This is a genomic window from Pectobacterium cacticida (genome assembly GCF_036885195.1).
In the GTDB taxonomy this organism is placed as follows: domain Bacteria; phylum Pseudomonadota; class Gammaproteobacteria; order Enterobacterales; family Enterobacteriaceae; genus Pectobacterium; species Pectobacterium cacticida.
The window spans coordinates 946,110-967,095 of record NZ_CP133656.1; the positions used below are offsets into that span (position 1 = coordinate 946,110).

Consider the following 20,986-nt stretch of genomic DNA (forward strand, 5'->3'; position numbering starts at 1 on the left):
ATTTTCCCAAAGGGAACTGCCGTGTTAAATCGTTATCCTTTGTGGAAGTACCTGATGCTGGTCGTGGTGTTATTAGTCGGCCTGCTCTATGCGCTTCCTAACCTATATGGTGAGGATCCGGCGGTACAAGTCACTGGCGCGCGCGGAATCGCCGCCAGTGAAACGACGCTGATCCAAGTCCAGAATGTCTTAAAAGAACAAAATATTGCCAGCAAGTCGATTGCATTAGAAAACGGTGCAATTCTGGCTCGTTTCTCTAACCCTGATATTCAGATTCGTGCGCGCGAAGCGCTTGTTAATGCGCTAGGCGAAAAATTTGTCGTCGCGCTTAACCTTGCTCCTGCCACGCCAACCTGGCTGCGGTTGCTGGGGGCCGAGCCGATGAAATTAGGGCTTGACCTGCGCGGAGGTGTCCACTTCCTGATGGAAGTCGATATGGATACGGCGCTGGGTAAGTTGCAAGAACAAACCCTGGACACATTGCGCAGCGATCTGCGTGAGAAGAACATTCCTTATGCTTCCGTGCGCAAGATTGATAATTACGGCGTCGAAATCCGTTTTCGTGATGCGCAAGCGCGTGATGCCGGTATTAGCTATCTAACGCCTCGGCACCGTAATCTGGTGCTTAGCAGCAGCGGTAGCAACCTGCTACGTGCTGTGATGTCTGATGAACGCCTGCGTGAAGCTCGCCAGTACGCGGTACAGCAGAACATTAATATCCTGCGTAATCGAGTCAACCAACTGGGCGTGGCTGAACCGCTGGTACAGCGTCAGGGTGCCGATCGTATCGTTGTTGAGCTACCGGGTATTCAGGACACGGCGCGTGCGAAAGAAATTCTTGGCGCAACCGCGACGCTGGAGTTCCGTCTGGTCAATACCGATGTTGATGCGACGGCGGCGGCAAATGGTCGTGTACCGGGCGATTCCGAAGTGAAGAACATGCGTGATGGTTCCCCCGTTGTGTTGTTTAAACGCGTGATTCTGACGGGCGACCATATCACCGATTCCACATCCAGTATGGATGAATACAATCGCCCACAGGTGAATATTTCTCTGGATGGCGCGGGTGGCAACACCATGTCCAACTTCACCAAAGATAGCATCGGTAAGTTGATGGCGACGCTGTTTGTGGAATATAAGGACAGCGGTAAGAAAGACGCGGCGGGCCGCGCCGTGCTAGAAAAACATGAAGAAGTTATCAACGTGGCGACAATCCAGTCGCGACTGGGTAACAGTTTTCGTATTACCGGTATTGATAACCCGAACGAGGCGCGTCAGCTTGCGCTATTGCTGCGAGCCGGTGCGCTGATAGCGCCAATCCAAATTGTGGAAGAGCGTACTATTGGGCCAACGCTGGGGATGCAAAATATTACTCAGGGGTTGGAAGCCTGCTTATGGGGTTTGATCGCATCGATTCTCTTTATGGTCTTCTTCTATAAAAAGTTTGGTGTTATCGCGACCAGTGCGCTAATCGCCAACCTGGTGTTGATTGTCGGTGTGATGTCGCTATTGCCGGGGGCAACACTGACCATGCCGGGGATCGCGGGTATCGTCCTTACGCTGGCGGTTGCCGTGGATGCTAACGTCTTGATTAACGAACGTATCAAGGAAGAACTCAGTAATGGCCGTACCGTGCAACAGGCCATTCATGAGGGCTATAAGGGTGCATTCAGTTCCATCGTTGATGCGAACGTCACCACGTTGATTAAAGTTATTATCCTGTATGCGGTGGGCACCGGTTCTATTAAAGGGTTTGCTATTACCACTGCGATTGGGATTGCAACCTCAATGTTTACGGCGATCGTCGGTACTCGTGCCATCGTTAACCTGCTTTACGGCGGTAAACGCATCAACAAGCTGTCTATCTGAGGAGTGCGTTGTGGCACAGGAATACAACATTGAACAACTTAATCATGGACGTAAAGTCTATGATTTCATGCGCTGGGACACATTGGCATTTGTGATTTCCGGTCTATTGCTGATTATCTCAATTGCGATCATAGGCGTTAAAGGTTTTAACTGGGGCCTTGATTTTACCGGTGGTACCGTCATCGAGATTAATCTTGAGACGCCTATCGATCTCGATACCCTGCGCAGCTCGTTGGAAACCTCTGGGTTTGCAGAGCCGCAGGTGCAGAATTTCGGTAGCAGCCGTGACGTGATGGTGCGCGTGCCTCCTGTCTCGGGCAATGAGAACGAAGCGCTTGGTAACAAAGTCTTGAAGGTGGTGAATGATACTTTTCAGCAGCATGCAACGGTAAAGCGTATCGAGTTTGTAGGGCCAAGTGTGGGAAGCGATTTAGCACAGGCAGGCGCCTTAGCACTGTTTTCTGCGCTGATTGCTATCCTCATCTACATCGGTTTTCGTTTTGAATGGCGAATGGCACTGGGGACGGTGCTGGCCTTGGCGCATGACGTGATCATCACTGTCGGTCTTCTATCTCTGTTCTATGTTGAGATCGACCTGACGATTATTGCCTCTCTGATGTCAGTTATTGGCTATTCACTCAATGATAAAATCGTTGTGTCTGACCGTATTCGTGAGAATTTCCGTAAGATTCGTCGCGGTACACCTTACGAAATTACCAACATTTCTCTGACACAAACGTTACATCGTACCATCATCACGTCAGCGACCACGCTGGCGATGATCTTGATTCTGATGTTCTTTGGCGGGGCATTGTTACATGGGTTCTCGTTGACGATGTTTATCGGCGTCATCATCGGTACTATCTCTTCCATCTATGTTTCTTCTGCTCTGGCGTTGAAACTGGGTATGAAACGTGAACACCTTCTGATTCAGAAAGTAGAAAAGGAAGGCGCGGATCAACCGTCGATATTGCCTTGATTAACTAAACATGAATCTGAAAAAACCCGCGGCAACGCGGGTTTTTTATTGTCAGTATAGGACGATGCATAACTAAGGGGTGTCAGTAGCGGCAATAGGAGGTGGACTTTGTATTTTCTCCACTTGATGTACACGAATGAATCCAAGCTCTTGAGGAGAGAGGCCACTCAAGCGTAATTCGATTAGCGCTTCAGCTTTTGGTAACAGTGTAGGTGAAACAATAAAAGATTGCGTTTGTACGCTGCTGGCCAAAGGCTTACCGTTCACAGGATCGAGGCTTCCCCAGTCAAGTTGCGCCCTAAAGGCTGGTAACCCTGGCGCATCAAGAATATGAATATACAGCAGTGCGCGGGTCCCATTCGCTTCAGTTTCAATGTTGCGTAACGCTATGCTGAGTTGACCAATACGACTTTCCAGCAACGCACTGGTTTGCGCGGCAGGCAATAAATAGGCTCCAGATGTTGAATGGGCGTTCAACGTATTCTGTTGTTCTAACGCTGTGGCCTGGTTGTTCAACGTGTGTAATTGTTGATTTAACTGCCCGAGCCGCTCCTGTAATTCTGGCATCTGATGTTGTTCGGCGCATCCGGTAAGTAAGACCAAAACTGATAGCAAGGCCAATATGTCATAGCGGGTTCTCATGTCTGTGGTTCCCCTTTCCGATAATCTGCTCATTGATCCGTTGATTACTCAATCAGAGTTTAGCTGTGATTAAAACTACGTCATAGGTAAAACCGTTTTTTTCAACCCGTAGTCGTATAAGATGCGAACCGCTTCGCAACCGGAGTCTGGGGTTTTTGGTGAGTCCGGTATTTCAGGGTAAACTATCTGTATGTTAAGAATTCCTGGTCAGGATACATCATGCATTGTCCGTTTTGTTCCGCCGTTGATACCAAAGTTATTGATTCCCGACTGGTCGGCGAAGGTTCGCAAGTACGTCGTCGTCGACAGTGTCTGGTTTGTCATGAGCGTTTCACCACCTTTGAAGTGGCCGAGTTGGTGATGCCGCGCGTCATCAAAAGTAACGAAGTTCGCGAACCCTTTAATGAAGATAAATTACGTAGCGGTATGTTGAAAGCGCTGGAAAAAAGGCCGGTGAGCTCTGATGATGTCGAAATGGCGATTAACCACATAAAATCTCATCTGCGCGCGACGGGAGAACGGGAAGTGACCACCAAAATGGTGGGGAATCTGGTGATGGAAGCCTTAAGAAAACTCGATAAAGTGGCTTATATCCGTTTTGCGTCGGTGTATCGTAGTTTTGAAGATATACGCGAATTTGGCGAAGAAATCGCACGTTTACAGGATTAAATGGTGCCGAGCCGTTAAAGATAACAGGAGCCGGAATGCGCGTTTTTCGAGGAAACGGTCAATTGCCGCAGGATGAATTATACATGGCGCGCGCGTTGGGACTGGCGCGCCGTGGTCGTTTTACAACGACGCCGAACCCTAATGTTGGCTGCGTGATCGTGCGTGATGGCGAAATTGTCGGGGAGGGGTATCATTTCCGTGCGGGTGAACCACATGCTGAAGTACATGCGCTCAGAATGGCAGGGGAACGTGCGCGTGGCGCGACGGTATACGTCACGCTGGAACCGTGTAGCCATCATGGCCGCACGCCACCGTGCGCTGATGCGCTGATTAGTGCTGGTGTTTCCCGTGTGGTGGCAGCGATGCAGGATCCCAATCCGCAGGTTGCTGGTCGAGGGTTAAGCCGCTTACAGCAAGCAGGGATTGCCGTCAGCCATGGCTTAATGATGGCGGAAGCCGAGAAAGTGAATGTAGGCTTTCTTAAGCGTATGCGAACCGGCTTTCCTTACGTACAGCTTAAGATGGCGGCATCTTTGGATGGCCGTACGGCAATGGCTTCCGGTGAAAGCCAGTGGATAACTTCCCCGCAGGCCCGTCAGGATGTACAGCGTTTTCGTGCGGAAAGTGCGGCGATTCTGAGTAGTAGCGCGACGGTGCTAGCCGACGATCCCGCTCTTACCGTGCGGTGGGCAGAATTAGGCGACGATGTGCAGAAATGCTATTTCGAAGCGGATCTCAGACAACCTGTGCGGGTGATAGTAGACAGCCAGCGACGAGTAACGCCGCAGCATAAAATTATTAGCCAACCGGGTGAGACCTGGTTGGCACAAGTGCGAGTTGATGACCAAGTCTGGCCGCGTGGTGTTGAGCATATAATGCTGCCGGAGCGCCATGGCGGCGTAGATTTGGTGGCGCTAATGGAGGCGCTGGGAAAACGTCAAATTAACTCGGTCTGGGTTGAGGCCGGTGCTAGCCTGGCGGGTGCGTTGCTGGAGGCCGGCGTCGTGGATGAACTTATCGTCTATCTTGCGCCCAAACTATTGGGCGAAAATGCCCGTTCGCTATGCCTCTTGCCTGGAGTGAGCCGCCTGTCTCAGGCGCCGGAGTTTGATGTCGTAGAGGTTCGTCAGATTGGGCCAGATTTACGATTACGCTTGAAACCCACAGTCTGATACGTATGCAATACGCGGCGCGAGCAAGACAAAACCGGATACGCGCCAATAAAAATTATGATAGAATCCGCCCCCCTGCGGGCCATGATAGAGACCAGATACAAGGAAAGCTATGAACGTTATCGAAGGTGTTGTTGCTACTCCTGATGCCCGTGTGGCGATTGCAATCGCGCGTTTTAACCATTTTATCAATGACAGTCTGTTGGAAGGGGCGCTTGATGCATTGAAGCGCATTGGTCAGGTTAAAGACGAAAACATCACCGTCGTTTGGGTACCGGGCGCTTACGAACTCCCCTTGACGGTTCGGGCACTGACCAAAAGCACCCAAAATGGCGGCTATGATGCCGTGGTTGCGCTAGGAACGGTCATTCGTGGTGGAACGGCGCATTTTGAATATGTCGCAGGCGAGTGTAGCTCTGGCCTGTCTTCCGTGGCGATGGACAGCGAAATCCCTGTTGCTTTCGGTGTGCTAACGACAGAAAGCATCGAACAAGCGATTGAGCGTGCTGGCACGAAAGCGGGAAATAAGGGCGCTGAAGCCGCCTTGACCGCGTTAGAAATGATTAATGTATTGAAAGCGATTAAGTAAGCCTGATTACCTAAGGGGAATTCCGTGAAACCTGCTGCTCGCCGCCGCGCTCGTGAATGTGCGGTTCAAGCGCTTTACTCCTGGCAATTATCTAAAAATGCTATTGCCGATGTTGAATATCAATTCCTGAGCGATCAGGATGTTAAAGATGTCGACATTACCTATTTTCGTGAATTGCTGGTGGGCGTAGCCACTCAGGTTGAAGCACTGGATCAACTGATGACGCCTTTTCTGTCTCGCCAGATTGACGAACTGGGTCAGGTTGAAAAAGCGATTCTACGTTTGGCGATGTTTGAGTTGAGTAAGCGCGAAGACGTTCCTTACAAGGTGGCGATTAATGAGGCCATCGAGCTGGCCAAAACCTTTGGCGCTGAAGATAGCCATAAATTTGTGAATGGCGTACTGGATAAAGCCGCACCGAGTGTGCGTAAAAGTAAGAAGTAAATATGAATCGCGTCGGGGCCGGATATCCGGCCTCAATCGCTTTTGAACTTATCTGGCTGGAAAGGTTATGGTTGAAGGTGAGTTTGACCTTATTGCCCGCTATTTTAATCGGGGCAGAGGCGCACGTCGCGATGTTGAAGTAGGTATCGGTGATGACTGCGCATTACTGACGGTGGCAGATAAACAAGTGCTGGCGGTAAGTACCGACACGCTAGTATCGGGTGTTCATTTCCTACCTGAAATCGATCCTGCCGATCTGGGATACAAATCCTTGGCGGTTAATCTAAGCGATCTGGCTGCGATGGGCGCGGATCCTGCCTGGCTTTTTCTTGCCATTACCTTGCCGCAAAGCAATAGCCAATGGCTGTCTGCCTACAGTGACAGCCTATTCGAACTGCTCGATTATTACGGTATGCAATTAGTTGGTGGGGATACAACGCGTGGCCCGCTGAGCCTGACGCTGACCATCCACGGCCTGGTGCCAGCTGGACGGGCGTTAACGCGTAGCGGAGCGAGAATAGGCGACTGGATTTATGTCACTGGCTCATTAGGTGATAGCGCCGCTGGCTTAGCTATCCTCCAGCACACCCTACATGTCGATGATGATGAAGCCCGGCAAGGGTTAGTTCGGCGCCATCTTCGTCCTCATCCCAGAATCCTGCAAGGTCAGGCATTGCGCGATCTTGCCAGCGCGGCGATCGATCTTTCCGACGGGCTTATCTCCGATCTGCCGCATATCCTGAAGGCTAGCGGGTGCGGCGCGCGGATCAATCTGGATGCGATACCGCAATCAGAGTGGCTGCGTAACTGTGTTGACGAAGAGCAAGCGTTGCGCTGGGCGCTATCTGGCGGCGAAGATTACGAATTGTGCTTTACCGTGCCGGAAATAAACCGTGGGGCATTGGAACTCGCCTTGGGGCATCTTGGTGCCGCTTACACTTGTATCGGGCAAATCGGACCTGCGTCTGAAGGTTTGCGCTTTTTCAGGGACAATAAGGCGACCGAGCTGAATTGGAAAGGGTATGACCATTTTAGCGCATAAAACCGATTCTACGCGTAAAATGAAAGGCGATAAGGTGGCGAAGAGCCGCTTACGGTTGAGTAACCCGTGGCATCTGCTGGCGACGGGGTTGGGTAGCGGTCTGTCCCCTTGGATGCCTGGCACCGCAGGGTCGCTAGCGGCGATCCCCCTGTGGTATCTCATGTCTTTCCTGCCGCTTGAATTATATTCTCTGTTGGTGATGCTCAGCATTTGCATCGGTGTTTACCTGTGCCATCGAACAGCAAAAGATATGGGCGTTCACGATCATGGCAGCATCGTCTGGGACGAGTTTGTCGGTATGTGGATTACCCTGATGGCGATCCCTGAGGATGAATGGCAATGGGTGGCCGCCGGATTTGTTGTCTTTCGTTGTCTGGATATCTGGAAACCCTGGCCGATTCGTTGGTTTGATCGCAACGTGCATGGTGGTATGGGGATCATGGTCGATGATATCGTCGCTGGTGTGATCTCCGCGGGGATTATCTATTTTATCGGCTATCACGTGGCGATATTCTGAGCGACTGTTTCATCAGACTACCGCCTAATGAACCGGAGCCTAAGCTCCGGTTGTAGCGTGCTTTTTATTTCATCCACTGCGTGATTCTACGTACTATGCCCGGAGCATCCAGCCCCAGATCGGCTCGGACTTCTTCCTGTGAGCCTTGCGGAATAAAAATATCCGGTAGGCCTATATTCAGCACTGGAATGGCAAGCCTTTTCGCCATGATGAATTCATTCACACCGCTTCCCGCCCCACCCATAATGGCATTTTCTTCCAATGTTACGAATGAACCGTGCGTCTGCGCTAGCGCTTCTAATAGTTCTTCATCCAGCGGTTTCACAAACCGCATATCGACGAGCGTAGCGTTTAGTTGTTCTGCTGCATCCTGGGCTTCTGGTAATAGCGTACCGAAGTTCAAAATTGCGACTGTTTTACCCTGACGACGCACCACACCTTTGCCGATGGGGAGTATGGATAAAGGGGTAAGTTCAGTTCCCGTGCCGTTTCCGCGCGGGTAACGTACCGCCGTCGGCCCTTTTTGGTAGCAATATCCCGTGTGTAGCATCTGGCGGCACTCGTTTTCATCGCTGGGCGTCATGATGACCATATTCGGAATGCAGCGTAAGAAGGAAAGATCGAATGCGCCCTGATGTGTTTGTCCGTCAGCACCGACGATTCCGCCGCGATCGATAGCAAACAGAACGGGTAAATTTTGGATCGCCACATCGTGAATGACCTGATCGTAGGCGCGTTGCAGGAACGTCGAGTAAATGGCGACCACCGGATGATAGCCACCGATGGCCAGACCCGCCGCAAACGTGACGGCGTGCTGTTCAGCAATCGCCACGTCGAAATATTGCTGCGGGTAGTCGCGGGAGAACTGCACCATGCCGGATCCTTCGCGCATCGCAGGCGTAATCGCCATAAGCTTGCTGTCTTTGGCCGCCGTTTCTTGTAGCCATTGCCCGAAAATTTTCGAATAGGTGGGGAGCGCGCCTTCTTTGCTTTTCGGTAATGTACCGCTGGCGGGGTCGAATTTTGGTACCGCATGCCAACTGATAGGATCTTGCTCGGCAGGAGCGTAGCCCTTGCCTTTTTTCGTCATGATGTGCAGTAACTGCGGGCCTTTCAGGCTGCGCATGTTTTTCAGTGTGGCTGCTAGCGCCTGAACGTCATGGCCGTCAACTGGGCCAATATAATTAAAACCCAATTCCTCAAAGAGCGTACCCGGTACAACCATCCCCTTAAGGTGTTCTTCGGTGCGTTTCACCAGTTCTTTGATTGGCGGTAGGCCGGATAACACTTTTTTGCCGCCTTCACGCAGGCTCGCATAAAGCTTGCCGGATAACAGCTGTGCGAGATGGTTGTTTAATGCACCAACGTTTTCCGAAATCGACATTTCATTGTCGTTCAATACGACCAGCAGGTCGGTGCGGATGTCGCCAGCATGGTTCATCGCCTCAAAGGCCATGCCCGCGGTAATTGCGCCGTCGCCAATGACACATACGGTACGACGTCCTTTCCCTTCACGCTCCGCGGCGACGGCCATCCCTAACCCGGCGCTGATTGAGGTGGATGAGTGTCCAACGCTTAATACGTCATACTCGCTTTCATCACGCCACGGAAAGGGATGCAACCCGCCTTTTTGGCGGATCGTTGAAATACGATCTCGGCGTCCCGTCAGGATCTTATGCGGGTAGGCCTGATGGCCCACATCCCAGATAAGGCGATCGAAAGGCGTGTTATAGACATAATGTAGCGCAACCGTTAATTCAACCGTTCCTAGCCCTGAAGCAAAATGGCCGCTTGAACGGCTGACGCTGTCCAGTAGATATTGGCGTAGTTCGTCGCATAGCGTTGGCAAACGCTCTCTCGGTAATAACCTAAGTTCATCCGGTGTTTCTACTAACGCCAATGTCGGGTACTTCGCGGTATCTAAACTCATTAGAAACTCATTAAGTAATTACTTATCGCGTTCAACGATGAAATTCGCCAGCGCCTGTAGCGGTGCAATATTCAGGGACCTAGAGCTGGAGACGGCGAGTGCATCTAATGATGCCAGCGATTCCTGATAGAGCTCCTGTGCTTTTTTTCGAGCATTATCTAATCCCAACAAACTGGGATAAGTATTTTTACCGAGTTGCTGATCGGCGCCCTGACGTTTGCCGGTAGTCGCACTATCCCCTACAACATCGAGAATATCGTCCTGAACCTGAAAGGCGAGGCCGATCGCATTAGCATAGCGATCCAGATGAGGTAGCGCTGCACGGCCAACGTCACCAGCGGCCAACGCACCTAGTCGAACAGCGGCGCGAATCAAGGCCCCGGTTTTATGACGGTGAATCCGCTCTAATGCCGCTAAATCGACATGATGGCCTTCCGCTTCCAGATCGAAAGCCTGCCCGCCGCACATCCCAGCGACACCACTTGCCTGTGCTAATTCTGAAATCATCGCCAGTCGATCGCGGTCAGAGACCTGGGGCATCGGCGCGTCGGACAGAATAGAAAAAGCCAGCGTTTGTAGTGCATCTCCCGCCAGAATGGCACTAGCCTCACCAAATTTAATGTGACAGGTCGGTTGCCCACGTCGTAAATCGTCGTCGTCCATCGCAGGCAGATCGTCATGAATCAAAGAGTAGGCATGGATGCACTCTATTGCCGCAGCAGGCGCATCTAAATTGACTAACGGCACACTAAACAGTTCACCTGTAGTATAAACCAGAAATGGCCGCAGGCGTTTGCCACCTAAGAGTAAGCCATACGCCATCGCATTGACCAGTCGACTACTCTGAAAGGGGAGTCTGGCGATGTAATGCTCCAGCATACGATTAGCGCGTTGGTAATGTGCATTCAGTTGCACGCTGAATTCGGTCATAGCGCGTCATTATCCGGCGTAAACGGCGACAGCGGCGCCTCAGGATCATCGCTTAGCAGAATTTGTACGCGTTGTTCCGCCAGTTGCAATTTTTGCTGTCCCTGGCGAGCGAGTTGGATGCCATGTTCAAATTCATTCAACGCGTCGTCCAACGGCAATTCGCCGGATTCGAGGCGGGTGACGATTCTTTCCAGTTCGTTCAGCGAACTTTCGAAGCTCACTGGCGGCTCGGTCTTCTTAGGCATAGTGGTTTTAGAATCCTGATGATGTTGAACGCTGTTGATATGGGCCAGCAGAGGGTGATGATGCTAGTACTCTCTCTGAGACACGCAACAATTATACGGTTAAAGCGCACAGTATATCTTCATATAATGATATACTCCGCGCCCTGGATGCTATCGGTAAAATCATCTCCGTTTGGGCTAATTTTACCGATAACGTGATTTTTGTGCTCAGTGTAAATTTATTTACGCCTTTCTTATCAAGTAACGACAGCCGCCATGAAGTTTATCATTAAATTGTTCCCGGAAATCACCATCAAAAGTCAATCGGTGCGGTTGCGCTTTATCAAGATTCTCACCGGCAACATTCGCAACGTATTAAAACACTATGATGAAACGCTGGCGGTTGTCCGTCACTGGGATCATATTGAGGTTCGGGCTAAAGATGAAAGCCAGCGTGAGGCGATTCGTGAGGCGCTGACGAGAATCCCAGGTATTCACCATATCCTGGAAGTTGAAGACCACGCCTATACCGATATGCACGATATCTTTGAACAGGCGCTGGCGCTGTATCGTGAGCGTCTGGAAGGCAAGACATTTTGTGTCCGAGTTAAACGCCGTGGTAAGCATGAGTTTAGTTCTCAGGATGTCGAACGCTATGTGGGCGGCGGATTGAATCAACACATTGAAACGGCGCGAGTCAACCTTACTGCACCGCAGGTTACGGTGCATCTGGAAATCGAGCAGGACCGCTTGCTGCTGATTAAAGGGCGTTATGAAGGGATCGGCGGCTTCCCGATCGGTACGCAGGAAGATGTGCTATCGCTGATTTCTGGCGGTTTTGATTCCGGCGTATCCAGCTATATGCTGATGCGTCGCGGATGCCGCGTACATTATTGTTTCTTCAATCTCGGAGGGGCGGCTCATGAGATTGGTGTGAAACAGGTCGCGCATTATTTATGGCATCGTTTTGGTAGCTCACACCGGGTGCGTTTTATTGCCATCGATTTTGATCCTGTGGTGGGTGAAATCCTGGAAAAAATTGATGATGGCCAAATGGGGGTCGTTTTGAAGCGCATGATGGTGCGCGCGGCCTCCAAAATCGCTGAGCGTTATGGTATTCAAGCCCTAGTGACCGGCGAAGCATTGGGGCAAGTTTCCAGCCAAACGCTTACCAATCTACGTTTGATTGATAACGCATCTGATACCCTGATTCTACGTCCGCTGATTTCACATGATAAAGAGCACATTATCAAACAGGCGCGTGAATTAGGAACGGAAGATTTTGCTAAAACAATGCCGGAATACTGTGGTGTGATCTCGAAAAGTCCGACGGTGAAGGCGGTCAAAGCGAAGATTGAGGCTGAAGAAAGCCGCTTTGATTTTGCTATTTTGGAACGCGTAGTGAGCGAAGCGCGGAATATTGACATTCGTGAGATCGCAGAGCAGACCAGGCAGGACGTCATTGAAGTCGAAACGGTTGCCTCAATTGCGCCAACCGATGTGCTGTTAGATATCCGTGCGCCGGATGAACAGGATGATAAACCGCTTAAGTTAGAGCAGGTTGATATAAAATCGTTACCGTTTTACAAGCTGGGAGCGCAGTTTGGCGATTTGGATCAGAGTAAAACTTACCTGCTTTACTGTGAACGTGGCGTAATGAGTCGCTTACAGGCGCTGTATCTACGCGAGCAAGGTTTCAGCAATATTAAGGTTTATCGTCCGTAAAGGGATAAGGCGCTGACGCGCCTTATTCATCACAGTACATCCCAGTGACGGTAAAACGCAGCGCGACAATCATACATTCTCTGTAGCCACCTGAGTTGTGTAGTCGTTTTGCCCATTTTCACCCCAAGATAAATCTATAGCTGTGCGGCCCAATTTCTTACTGCCCTACCAGGCTCCTGACACTCCCGTACCCATGCGGTCATAATCATTTTCCTCTTGCTTAATCTCGTCAAACAGGCGGGCATTTTCGGGGAGCGTGAGGCCATGCAGGCGAGCACGGCGCAACAAGTAGCCGGTAATGTAATCGATCTCGGTGTGTCGTTGTGCGAGGATGTCTTGCAACATCGATGAGGTGTTTGCCGCCGAGTTCTGAATAATTTGATTGACGTAAATTTGTAGACTCTCTCGGGATGTATGGAAGCCTTCCCGTTCCATAACGCTGGCTACCTCTTGGCAGAGTGTGGCAATAAGCTCGGGGTAGGCGGAAAGCTCGCCATTCGTGCAACGATATTTTACCGTTAGCGGATTGATGACGCAGTTGGCCGCCAGTTTCAGCCAGCAGGTGGCGGTAATGTTGGTGTGCCAGGCGACATCGGGTAAGGCATGGTGCAGCACCTCAGCCAAATGGCTTTGACTGCTATCGCCATTAAAAGTGCCGATATGTGTTGTACCCGCGGCAACGTGTACAACGTTGGTTGCATCACGCCGAGCGGCATGCGTCGTGACGCCAAACACGAGCGGTTGCGCTAGGGTCGGCAATTCTTCTCGTGTTCCCATCCCGTTATGCAAAAGCAGAATCGTGCAATGTGGGCTGAGTTGCGGCAATAGTGCGGTGACGGCATCGGAAACCTGCCAGGCCTTTAATGTTACCAGCAGCAGTTCGCTTTGAGCGAGGTGTTCGGGATCGTTCGCCGTCACATTGAGATTACAGTGCTGACCGTCCAACTTGGTGACATTGACCGAACAATATGGTTGAGGAATGCGTAGCCATCCCTGGACATCATGCCTTTGCTGATGCAATGCAGAGAGCCAAAGTTGCCCCAGTGCGCCACAGCCAAGAACGGTGATTTTCATGTGCGTCTCCCTTGTTAGATGCAGGCACTATCGATCTCCTATCATAGGCTATCGTTCACACTATAACTCGGTGTTATTCGGCCTGTTTACCTGATACTGAGTAAAAATCGGGATCGTGTCTGGCATCTTGCTTATCGTAGAAGAGCGGTTATTATGCTCGCCAGCCACATTTGTCAGGAGAATGAATTATGCCATCTTTCGATATTGTTTCGGAAATTGATATGCAGGAAGTCCGTAACGCGGTGGAAAACGCAACGCGCGATCTGAGTACTCGCTGGGATTTTCGTAATGTTCCGGCCAGCTTTGAACTCAATGAGAAATCGCAGAGTATCAAAGTAGCCAGTGAGTCTGATTTCCAGGTACAACAGTTGGTCGATATTTTGCGTGAAAAGCTAGTTAAGCGGGGTATTGAAGGCGGAGCGCTGGAAATCCCGGAAGCGATGGAGCACAGTGGCAAAACCTATAGTGTGGAAGCGAAGCTGAAGCAAGGTATTGAAGTTACGCTGGCGAAGCAAATCATCAAGCTGATTAAAGACAGTAAGTTGAAAGTGCAAGCGCAGATTCAGGGGGAGCAGATTCGAGTCACGGGTAAATCACGTGATGATTTACAAGGGGTAATGGCGTTGATTCGCGGCGGTAATTTAGGGCAACCTTTCCAATTTACCAATTTCCGTGATTGATGCTTAGCTCTCTGTCTGTGGGCTGAGGGAAGAAAAGGCCAACAAGTGCGCCTTTTCTTTTTGACGGCTCAGGATTGGCCCACGAAGCGTTCTAATTGTTGTCTGTTGGTTTTTTTAGTGTCGATCTTTACGTAGGCGCTGTATTCATCCGGCATGATAACCACGTCGGCAACGCCAGGCTGAGTACGAATTTTTTGTTCCAGGTCATTATCCTGCAATGCCAGTGCAGGCAGCGTAATTCGCAGGCTACTGAGATACGGTGGTTCCTGCATCGTCAAGCCGAGGGCCAGCCAGAGCGCAGAAATCGCCACGCCAGTGGCAAACACGGCGGAGGCGCCATAAAGTTCAAACACCCCGCCGCCGAGACTACCGCCAATGGCGACGCCAATAAATTGTGCGGTGGAGTAAACCCCCATCGCCGTGCCTTTATAGCCTGCAGGCGACTCTTTACTAATCAGTGATGGCAACAGCGCTTCCATAATGTTAAATGCCAGGAAAAATAGCTGTATGCCGACGATAATTTGCCAGAGATGCCGATCCGCAAACCCTAGAACGATCTCCGCCGCGATGAGTATCATGATGCAACCGACGAAAACCTGCTTCATCTGCCTTTTGACTTCGGCATAAATAATAAAGGGTACGACACCGATAAAGGATATCAGCATGGTGACCAGATAGACCTTCCAATGGTCTTGCGGCGCTAACCCTGCGGATTCCATTGCACGAGGCACAGCAACGAAGCTCGACATCAATAAGATATGTAGGCACATGATGCCGAAATTCAGTTTCAACAGGCGGCGATTACTCAGCACTTTGCGAAAGCTGCCACGCACCATCGCCGACTCTCGATTCAGAATGTGGGCTGGCGCAGTTGGGATCAGCGTTAAGGTAATGAAAATGCCAGCGAGTGACAGAAGGGCGATGCCCCAAAAAAGCGCTTGTAAGCCAAAGGCGTGGGTAACGATAGGACCAACGACCATGGCGATAGCAAAGGTAACGCCAAAGCTAACGCCGATAAATGCCATCGCTTTTGTTCTATTTTGCTCGCGCGTTAGGTCGGAAAGTAATGCCATGACGGCAGCCGAGATTGCCCCCGCGCCCTGTAATGCACGGCCGAGAATTATCCCCCAGATAGAATCGCTTAGTGCGGCAATAACGCTGCCGAGTGCGAAAATGAGCAGTCCGCCAACAATCAGTGGTTTTCTGCCAAGACGGTCAGACAGCAAACCGAAAGGAATCTGAAAAATGGCCTGCATGAGCCCATAAATGCCAATGGCGATCCCAATCAGCGCCTCACTGGCACCTTGTAAGGCCATGCCGTAGGTGGTTAGTACGGGTAACACCATAAACATGCCAAGCATGCGTAGTGAAAAAACGGTGCCTAAACCCCATGTGGCGCGCAATTCGCCTGGGGTCATTTTATTGTCGTTCATTCATTACCTCTGAAAACTGTCGGCGCTATTTTAGTGTGTTATTGACCAGCCAGTAAACGATAGGTTTGTTACGTGATTTGGCAGAAGAAAAACACGGAGGTGGTGGAAGGGGAGGGAAGTAAAACAGGCAGACGACCTGCCTGTTTTTAAATGCTTATTCTCGCGCATGCAGCGCATGTGGTTTTTTGTTAACGCAAGTAGGTCAGCAAGGCATCATGTGCGGGAGCCATGGAATCCACAGACATCATAACGCTCAGTGAGGTAATCGCAACAATGGAGAAAATAAACAATTTCTTTGCCCACACGCGGTCATCAATGGCATTTTTATAACCCGACAACGCCATACCAAGCCACCATATGCTAACCGCTGCGGCAACGGCCAAGTATTTGTAACCCGCATAGCCGCCGAGAGATAGCATCAATGTCGCTACCGCAAATGCCACGATGTACAACGTGATGTGGTTTTTCGCAACGGAGATACCTTTTACCACGGGCAGAACTGGAATATTGGCCGCCTGATAATCTTTGAAACGAAAAATTGCAATTGCATAGGAGTGCGGCATTTGCCACAGACTAAAAATCAGCAGCAAAATCATCGCACCGGCGTCGAACTGGTTACTCACGGCGCAATAGCCGATAACGGGTGGCGCGGCGCCGGACAGACTGCCAATCAGCGTGCCATAGACAGAATGCCGCTTCATATACAGGCTGTACACGCCGACATACACGATGAAGCCCATCACCGCCAGCCACATGGCTAGCGGATTCGCGGCAGTGTACAGCAGAACAAAGCCGGCAATACCTAACAACGATGCATAAACCAACGTTACCTTCAGCGAAATCAGGCCTTTAACCAGAACCCGATTTTTGGTTCTCTCCATTTTCTTGTCGATATCGCGATCAATGACATTGTTAAATACACAGCCAGAGGCCACGACCAGCGACACGCCTATAAGGGTCGCGAGAAACAGGGAATAATCAATGCTGCCCTGAGCCGCAAGGAGAAATCCACCGATGACGGAAATCAGATTTCCGAAAATAATGCCTGGTTTAGTAACTTGCAGGTATTGCTTAATCATCATTTACGGCTCTGTTACTGGATCATCATATTGTGGTGTGCGCTCATCATAATCCAGATGGAACCCACGACGACAATAGTGATAATCAGGACGGCAAACACAAGAGCCACGACATTCCAGCGCTCTTCTGAGGATGTATTCAGGTGCAGGAAGTACACCAGGTGCACCAGAATTTGCACCACCGCACAACCCACCACCGAGAAAAGAATGGCGCTATGTGAGGCTGTGCCGTTCATCACCATACTGAAAGGAATGACTGTCAAAATAACAGACAGGACAAAACCTATCACATATGACTTCACGCTACCGTGGCTGGCGCCAGCATGATCGGTTGTTGAATGACTCATTACATCGCCCCCAGCAAATAAACGACGGTGAAGACACAGATCCATACCACATCGAGGAAGTGCCAGAATAAACTCAGGCACATTAAGCGTGTTTTATTCGTCGCTGTTAGGCCTCGTTTGGATATCTGAACCATCATGATGACCAACCAAATTAGCCCCCCCGTAACGTGGAGCCCATGGGTGCCGACTAACGCAAAGAAGGCAGACAGGAACGCACTACGATCCGGGCCATAACCCTCCGCGATCAAGTGATGGAACTCATAGATTTCCATCCCAATAAACACCAAACCGAACAGGAAGGTTATCGCCAGCCAGGTATTGACCTGAGATTTATACCCCTTGTTCATGGCAATCATCGCCATGCCGTAGGTAATGCTACTGAACAGCAACGCAAAAGTTTCTACCAGCACGAAAGACAGATCGAAAATATCCTTCCCGCTTGGGCCGCCAGCCGTACCGTTAACCAGCACCGCATAGGTTGCAAACAGCGACCCGAAAATGATGAGATCGCTCATCAGGTAGACCCAAAAGCCGAATACCTTGGTAGCTCCTGCGTCATGGTGCCCATGCTCGGCATGGGCGCTATTATTGTTAGTCAGAGTTTCAGTTGACATGTTTCACGCCTGCCTTACTGAGTTGATCAAAGTTCTGATTCTCAATGTGCTCAATTTCTTTAACCGGTACGTAGTAATCCACGTCTTGATTAAAGCTGTGCACAATCCAGGTCACAATCATGCCTGCGAAGCCGATAATGGCCAGCCACCAGATATGCCAGATCATGGCAAATCCGAATACTAGGCTGAAAGCGGATATAATCACGCCGGCACCGGTGTTTTTCGGCATATGAATTTCTTCATAGCTGGCAGGACGCTGGTAAGCCTCACCTTTCTCTTTGGCTTCCCAGAACGCATCACGTTCATTGACGTGCGGCACGGTAGCGAAGTTATAAAACGGTGCCGGAGAGGAAGTGGACCACTCAAGTGTGCGGGCATCCCACGGGTCACCCGTCAGATCACGATTCTGGTGACGATCGCGGATACTGACGTAGAACTGAATGGCCTGACACAACACGCCGATACCAATCAGTACGGCACCAATAGAAGCAACAACCAGTAACGGGTGGAATTCCGGGTTAATGTGCTGGCTCAGACGGCGCGTCATGCCCATGAAACCAAGAACATACAGCGGCATAAAGGCGACGAAAAAGCCAATAATCCAGAACCAGAATGCCCGCTTACCCCAGGTTTCGTTCAGCGTAAAGCCAAAAGCTTTCGGGAACCAGTAAGTAATCCCAGCAAAACAACCAAACACGACACCGCCGATAATCACGTTATGGAAGTGAGCAATCAGGAACAGGCTGTTATGCAGAACAAAGTTAGCGCCCGGCACCGCCAGCAGGACACCTGTCATACCGCCAATAGTGAAGGTGATGATGAAGCCCGTGGTCCAGAGCATCGCTGAATGGGATTGAATACGGCCTTGGTACATGGTGAACAGCCAGTTGAAAATCTTAACCCCGGTTGGGATTGAGATAATCATAGTGGCAATGCCAAAGAAGGCGTTGACGTTTGCTCCAGACCCCATGGTAAAGAAGTGGTGTAGCCAAACGACGAATGATAAAACCGTAATCGCAATAGTTGCCCATACCAGAGAGGTGTAGCCAAACAGTCGTTTTTTACAGAACGTAGCGACGATTTCGGAATAGATACCGAACACCGGCAACACCAGGATGTAGACTTCAGGATGACCCCATGCCCAAATCAGGTTGATGTACATCATCATGTTGCCACCCATATCATTAGTAAAGAAATGGGTGCCGAGATAACGGTCAAGCGTCAGTAGCGCGATAGTCACGGTCAAGATGGGGAATGCGGCGATAATCAGCACGTTGGTACACAGTGCCGTCCAGGTAAACACCGGCATCTTCATCAGTGACATGCCCGGCGCACGCATCTTCAGAATGGTGGCGAAGAAGTTAACCCCTGTCAGTGTCGTACCGACTCCGGATACCTGTAGACTCCATATCCAGTAATCGACCCCGACGCCGGGACTGTACTCCTTCCCGGACAGTGGTGGATAGGCCACCCAACCCGTCTGTGCAAACTCACCGACACCCAGTGAGAGGTTGATCAGAATGACACCGGCAACAAATAGCCAGAAACTGAGAGAGTTCAGAAAGGGGAAAGCGACGTCACGTGCACCAATCTGTAACGGAACCGCGAGGTTCATGAGACCAACGACAAACGGTGTCGCCACAAAGAAGATCATGATGACACCATGCGCGGTGAAAATCTGATCGTAATGGTGCGCGTTTAGAAACCCTTCTTGCCCGGCAGAGGCTAAAACCTGCTGACCACGCATCATGATGGCATCGGCAAAACCACGAATCATCATCACCAAACCGACGATGATGTACATAATACCGATTCTTTTATGATCGACGGAGGTAAACCATTCCGTCCACAGCCATTTCCATTTCCCGAAATAGGTTATTGCCGCCAGTAGCGCAAGGCCGCCAACGATGATCGCCGCCACGACGACCATAATAATGGGTTCGTGATACGGAACCGCATCAAGTGTAAGTTTTCCGAACATCGTATTATCCCTCGGCTCCGTTGTGCGAGCTATGCTCGCCCATGTTCATACTCTCACCATGCTGCATGTTTTCATCGTGTTTCATGCCTTCATCGTGATGTTGCATGTTCATGTCATTGCCTATGAATTTGCGAATAATATTATTGAACAAATCCGGCTGGACACTAGAGAAGTATTCGACAGGATGAAACTCACTTGGCTTCGCCAATGCATTGAATTCATCCATTGTATTGAGCGTATTAGAGGACGCGCGGACGTTCGCAACCCATTGGTCAAACGCTTGTTGCGTTGGCGTAGCAATCGCGGTGAATTTCATGCCTGAGAAGCCTTTACCACTATATCCGCCAGAAATACCGTCGTATTTTCCTGGCTCATTCGCGATTAAATGGAGCTTCGTCTGCATGCCGGCCATGGCGTAAATTTGTCCACCAAGGCGAGGAATGAAGAAAGAGTTCATCACGGAATCAGAAGTAATCTTGAAGGCAACGGGAACGTTGGCCGGGAAAGCCAGTTCGTTAACGGTCGCAATACCGAGATCCGGATAAATAAACAGCCATTTCCAGTCAAGTGATACAACATCGACATTGATAGGTTTAACGTCTGATTCCAACGGCTTATAAGGATCAAGCGCGTGGGTTGTCTTCCAGGTAATCGTGCCAAGGATGACGATAATGATAATAGGCACAGTCCAGACTACGGCCTCAATTTTATTGGAGTGTGACCAATTCGGGGTGTATTTCGCCTTTTCATTGGAAGCACGAAACTTCCAGGCAAAGGCTATCGTCATAACGATAACGGGGATCACAACGATCAACATCAGCCCGATGGCAGTCAGTATTAGCGATCTTTGCTCTAACCCGATCTCTCCTTTGGGGTTCATCAGCGCCATATCACAACCACTCAATAGCATTGTGGCTGCGAATAATGACAGCATCCCAAAAATTTTATTGTATTTCCTGAGTCTCATCTAGCGACCTCAATAACAAGGGCTCTATTGTCATTTCACGCGAGCGGGCATTTTACGGGAAGGTTACTGCACTGTAAAC

21 protein-coding genes are annotated in these 20,986 nt (G+C 50.4%); 10 read left to right on the forward strand and 11 right to left on the reverse strand.

The window, feature by feature from the left end:
* The first annotated feature begins 21 nt into the window (after positions 1–21).
* Positions 22–1,869 carry a protein translocase subunit SecD gene (gene secD / locus RFN81_RS04460; RefSeq protein WP_264497970.1) on the forward strand — a complete coding sequence of 616 codons (1,848 nt, stop codon included), beginning with the start codon at positions 22–24 and terminating at the stop codon, positions 1,867–1,869.
* A gap of 10 nt (positions 1,870–1,879) precedes the next feature.
* Positions 1,880–2,848: a protein translocase subunit SecF gene (secF, locus tag RFN81_RS04465; protein ID WP_264497971.1), complete on the forward strand. Its 969-nt coding sequence runs from the start codon at positions 1,880–1,882 to the stop codon at positions 2,846–2,848.
* 72 nt (positions 2,849–2,920) lie between these two features.
* Here the strand turns inward: secF and RFN81_RS04470 are convergent, their stop codons facing one another.
* Positions 2,921–3,490, reverse strand: a complete 570-nt coding sequence (locus tag RFN81_RS04470) for a DUF3251 domain-containing protein (protein WP_264497972.1) — start codon at positions 3,488–3,490, stop codon at positions 2,921–2,923.
* Positions 3,491–3,709: 219 nt separating this feature from the next.
* Here RFN81_RS04470 and nrdR point away from each other — a divergent pair, with 219 nt between their 5' ends.
* The 6 genes from nrdR to pgpA all read left to right on the forward strand — a co-directional run bounded on the left by nrdR (position 3,710) and on the right by pgpA (position 7,923).
* A complete protein-coding gene (nrdR, locus tag RFN81_RS04475; RefSeq protein WP_005975999.1) occupies positions 3,710–4,159 on the forward strand; it encodes a transcriptional regulator NrdR in 450 nt (149 codons plus the stop codon).
* Positions 4,160–4,194: 35 nt separating this feature from the next.
* A complete protein-coding gene (gene ribD, locus RFN81_RS04480) occupies positions 4,195–5,331 on the forward strand; it encodes a bifunctional diaminohydroxyphosphoribosylaminopyrimidine deaminase/5-amino-6-(5-phosphoribosylamino)uracil reductase RibD (protein ID WP_264497973.1) in 1,137 nt (378 codons plus the stop codon).
* 112 nt (positions 5,332–5,443) lie between these two features.
* The gene (gene ribE / locus RFN81_RS04485; RefSeq protein ID WP_264497974.1) at positions 5,444–5,920 is read left to right on the forward strand and encodes a 6,7-dimethyl-8-ribityllumazine synthase; all 477 of its coding nucleotides are present in this window, start codon (positions 5,444–5,446) and stop codon (positions 5,918–5,920) included.
* Between the two features lie 24 nt (positions 5,921–5,944).
* Positions 5,945–6,364, forward strand: a complete 420-nt coding sequence (nusB, locus tag RFN81_RS04490) for a transcription antitermination factor NusB (protein WP_264497975.1) — start codon at positions 5,945–5,947, stop codon at positions 6,362–6,364.
* A gap of 67 nt (positions 6,365–6,431) precedes the next feature.
* A complete protein-coding gene (gene thiL, locus RFN81_RS04495; protein ID WP_264497976.1) occupies positions 6,432–7,406 on the forward strand; it encodes a thiamine-phosphate kinase in 975 nt (324 codons plus the stop codon).
* 19 nt (positions 7,407–7,425) lie between these two features.
* Positions 7,426–7,923 carry a phosphatidylglycerophosphatase A gene (gene pgpA, locus RFN81_RS04500; RefSeq protein WP_264498869.1) on the forward strand — a complete coding sequence of 166 codons (498 nt, stop codon included), beginning with the start codon at positions 7,426–7,428 and terminating at the stop codon, positions 7,921–7,923.
* Between the two features lie 64 nt (positions 7,924–7,987).
* Here the strand turns inward: pgpA and dxs are convergent, their stop codons facing one another.
* The 3 genes from dxs to xseB are packed head-to-tail and all read right to left on the reverse strand — an operon-like array spanning position 7,988 to position 11,028.
* Complete coding sequence (dxs, locus tag RFN81_RS04505) at positions 7,988–9,853, reverse strand: 1-deoxy-D-xylulose-5-phosphate synthase (RefSeq protein ID WP_264497977.1); 1,866 nt, start codon at positions 9,851–9,853, stop codon at positions 7,988–7,990.
* Between the two features lie 18 nt (positions 9,854–9,871).
* Entirely contained in the window at positions 9,872–10,783 is a 912-nt protein-coding gene (gene ispA / locus RFN81_RS04510; RefSeq protein ID WP_264497978.1) for a (2E,6E)-farnesyl diphosphate synthase, read from the reverse strand.
* Positions 10,780–11,028, reverse strand: a complete 249-nt coding sequence (xseB, locus tag RFN81_RS04515) for an exodeoxyribonuclease VII small subunit (protein WP_264497979.1) — start codon at positions 11,026–11,028, stop codon at positions 10,780–10,782. Before xseB ends, ispA begins: the two co-directional genes overlap by 4 nt.
* 255 nt (positions 11,029–11,283) lie before the next feature.
* Between xseB and thiI the strand changes: the two genes are divergently transcribed.
* Positions 11,284–12,732 (forward strand): tRNA uracil 4-sulfurtransferase ThiI, encoded by a 1,449-nt coding sequence (thiI, locus tag RFN81_RS04520; protein WP_264497980.1) that lies wholly within the window; start codon positions 11,284–11,286, stop codon positions 12,730–12,732.
* 165 nt (positions 12,733–12,897) lie between these two features.
* On the opposite strand, the gene panE is transcribed toward thiI, so the two are convergent.
* A complete protein-coding gene (gene panE, locus RFN81_RS04525) occupies positions 12,898–13,806 on the reverse strand; it encodes a 2-dehydropantoate 2-reductase (RefSeq protein WP_264497981.1) in 909 nt (302 codons plus the stop codon).
* A gap of 188 nt (positions 13,807–13,994) precedes the next feature.
* Between panE and RFN81_RS04530 the strand changes: the two genes are divergently transcribed.
* Positions 13,995–14,486, forward strand: a complete 492-nt coding sequence (locus RFN81_RS04530) for a YajQ family cyclic di-GMP-binding protein (protein ID WP_264497982.1) — start codon at positions 13,995–13,997, stop codon at positions 14,484–14,486.
* Positions 14,487–14,554: 68 nt separating this feature from the next.
* Here RFN81_RS04530 and RFN81_RS04535 read toward each other — a convergent pair whose 3' ends face one another.
* The 6 genes from RFN81_RS04535 to cyoA all read right to left on the reverse strand — a co-directional run bounded on the left by RFN81_RS04535 (position 14,555) and on the right by cyoA (position 20,907).
* A complete protein-coding gene (locus RFN81_RS04535; RefSeq protein WP_264497983.1) occupies positions 14,555–15,919 on the reverse strand; it encodes an MFS transporter in 1,365 nt (454 codons plus the stop codon).
* A 188-nt stretch (positions 15,920–16,107) separates the two neighbouring features.
* The gene (gene cyoE, locus RFN81_RS04540) at positions 16,108–16,998 is read right to left on the reverse strand and encodes a heme o synthase (RefSeq protein WP_264498870.1); all 891 of its coding nucleotides are present in this window, start codon (positions 16,996–16,998) and stop codon (positions 16,108–16,110) included.
* A gap of 14 nt (positions 16,999–17,012) precedes the next feature.
* Positions 17,013–17,345: a cytochrome o ubiquinol oxidase subunit IV gene (locus tag RFN81_RS04545; RefSeq protein WP_264497984.1), complete on the reverse strand. Its 333-nt coding sequence runs from the start codon at positions 17,343–17,345 to the stop codon at positions 17,013–17,015.
* Positions 17,345–17,959 carry a cytochrome o ubiquinol oxidase subunit III gene (locus RFN81_RS04550; RefSeq protein ID WP_264497985.1) on the reverse strand — a complete coding sequence of 205 codons (615 nt, stop codon included), beginning with the start codon at positions 17,957–17,959 and terminating at the stop codon, positions 17,345–17,347. Before RFN81_RS04550 ends, RFN81_RS04545 begins: the two co-directional genes overlap by 1 nt.
* Positions 17,949–19,940, reverse strand: coding sequence for a cytochrome o ubiquinol oxidase subunit I (cyoB, locus tag RFN81_RS04555; protein WP_264497986.1), 1,992 nt, complete (start codon positions 19,938–19,940; stop codon positions 17,949–17,951). The genes RFN81_RS04550 and cyoB overlap by 11 nt, the downstream gene beginning before the upstream one ends.
* Before the next feature lie 4 nt (positions 19,941–19,944).
* The gene (gene cyoA / locus RFN81_RS04560) at positions 19,945–20,907 is read right to left on the reverse strand and encodes a cytochrome o ubiquinol oxidase subunit II (RefSeq protein ID WP_264497987.1); all 963 of its coding nucleotides are present in this window, start codon (positions 20,905–20,907) and stop codon (positions 19,945–19,947) included.
* Between the last annotated feature and the right edge of the window lie 79 nt (positions 20,908–20,986).

Excerpts from the sequence above, each read along its gene's own strand:
- cyoB (WP_264497986.1), bottom strand. The coding sequence starts at position 19,940 with ATGTTCGGAAAACTTACACTTGATGCGGTTCCGTATCACGAACCCATT.
- ribD (WP_264497973.1), top strand. The coding sequence starts at position 4,195 with ATGCGCGTTTTTCGAGGAAACGGTCAATTGCCGCAGGATGAATTATAC.
- RFN81_RS04530 (WP_264497982.1), top strand. The coding sequence starts at position 13,995 with ATGCCATCTTTCGATATTGTTTCGGAAATTGATATGCAGGAAGTCCGT.
- RFN81_RS04545 (WP_264497984.1), bottom strand. The coding sequence starts at position 17,345 with ATGAGTCATTCAACAACCGATCATGCTGGCGCCAGCCACGGTAGCGTG.
- RFN81_RS04470 (WP_264497972.1), bottom strand. The coding sequence starts at position 3,490 with ATGAGAACCCGCTATGACATATTGGCCTTGCTATCAGTTTTGGTCTTA.
- dxs (WP_264497977.1), bottom strand. The coding sequence starts at position 9,853 with ATGAGTTTAGATACCGCGAAGTACCCGACATTGGCGTTAGTAGAAACA.
- cyoE (WP_264498870.1), bottom strand. The coding sequence starts at position 16,998 with ATGATTAAGCAATACCTGCAAGTTACTAAACCAGGCATTATTTTCGGA.
- RFN81_RS04535 (WP_264497983.1), bottom strand. The coding sequence starts at position 15,919 with ATGAACGACAATAAAATGACCCCAGGCGAATTGCGCGCCACATGGGGT.
- xseB (WP_264497979.1), bottom strand. The coding sequence starts at position 11,028 with ATGCCTAAGAAGACCGAGCCGCCAGTGAGCTTCGAAAGTTCGCTGAAC.
- panE (WP_264497981.1), bottom strand. The coding sequence starts at position 13,806 with ATGAAAATCACCGTTCTTGGCTGTGGCGCACTGGGGCAACTTTGGCTC.
- cyoA (WP_264497987.1), bottom strand. The coding sequence starts at position 20,907 with ATGAGACTCAGGAAATACAATAAAATTTTTGGGATGCTGTCATTATTC.
- thiI (WP_264497980.1), top strand. The coding sequence starts at position 11,284 with ATGAAGTTTATCATTAAATTGTTCCCGGAAATCACCATCAAAAGTCAA.
- nrdR (WP_005975999.1), top strand. The coding sequence starts at position 3,710 with ATGCATTGTCCGTTTTGTTCCGCCGTTGATACCAAAGTTATTGATTCC.
- pgpA (WP_264498869.1), top strand. The coding sequence starts at position 7,426 with ATGAAAGGCGATAAGGTGGCGAAGAGCCGCTTACGGTTGAGTAACCCG.
- ispA (WP_264497978.1), bottom strand. The coding sequence starts at position 10,783 with ATGACCGAATTCAGCGTGCAACTGAATGCACATTACCAACGCGCTAAT.
- RFN81_RS04550 (WP_264497985.1), bottom strand. The coding sequence starts at position 17,959 with ATGTCAACTGAAACTCTGACTAACAATAATAGCGCCCATGCCGAGCAT.
- ribE (WP_264497974.1), top strand. The coding sequence starts at position 5,444 with ATGAACGTTATCGAAGGTGTTGTTGCTACTCCTGATGCCCGTGTGGCG.
- thiL (WP_264497976.1), top strand. The coding sequence starts at position 6,432 with ATGGTTGAAGGTGAGTTTGACCTTATTGCCCGCTATTTTAATCGGGGC.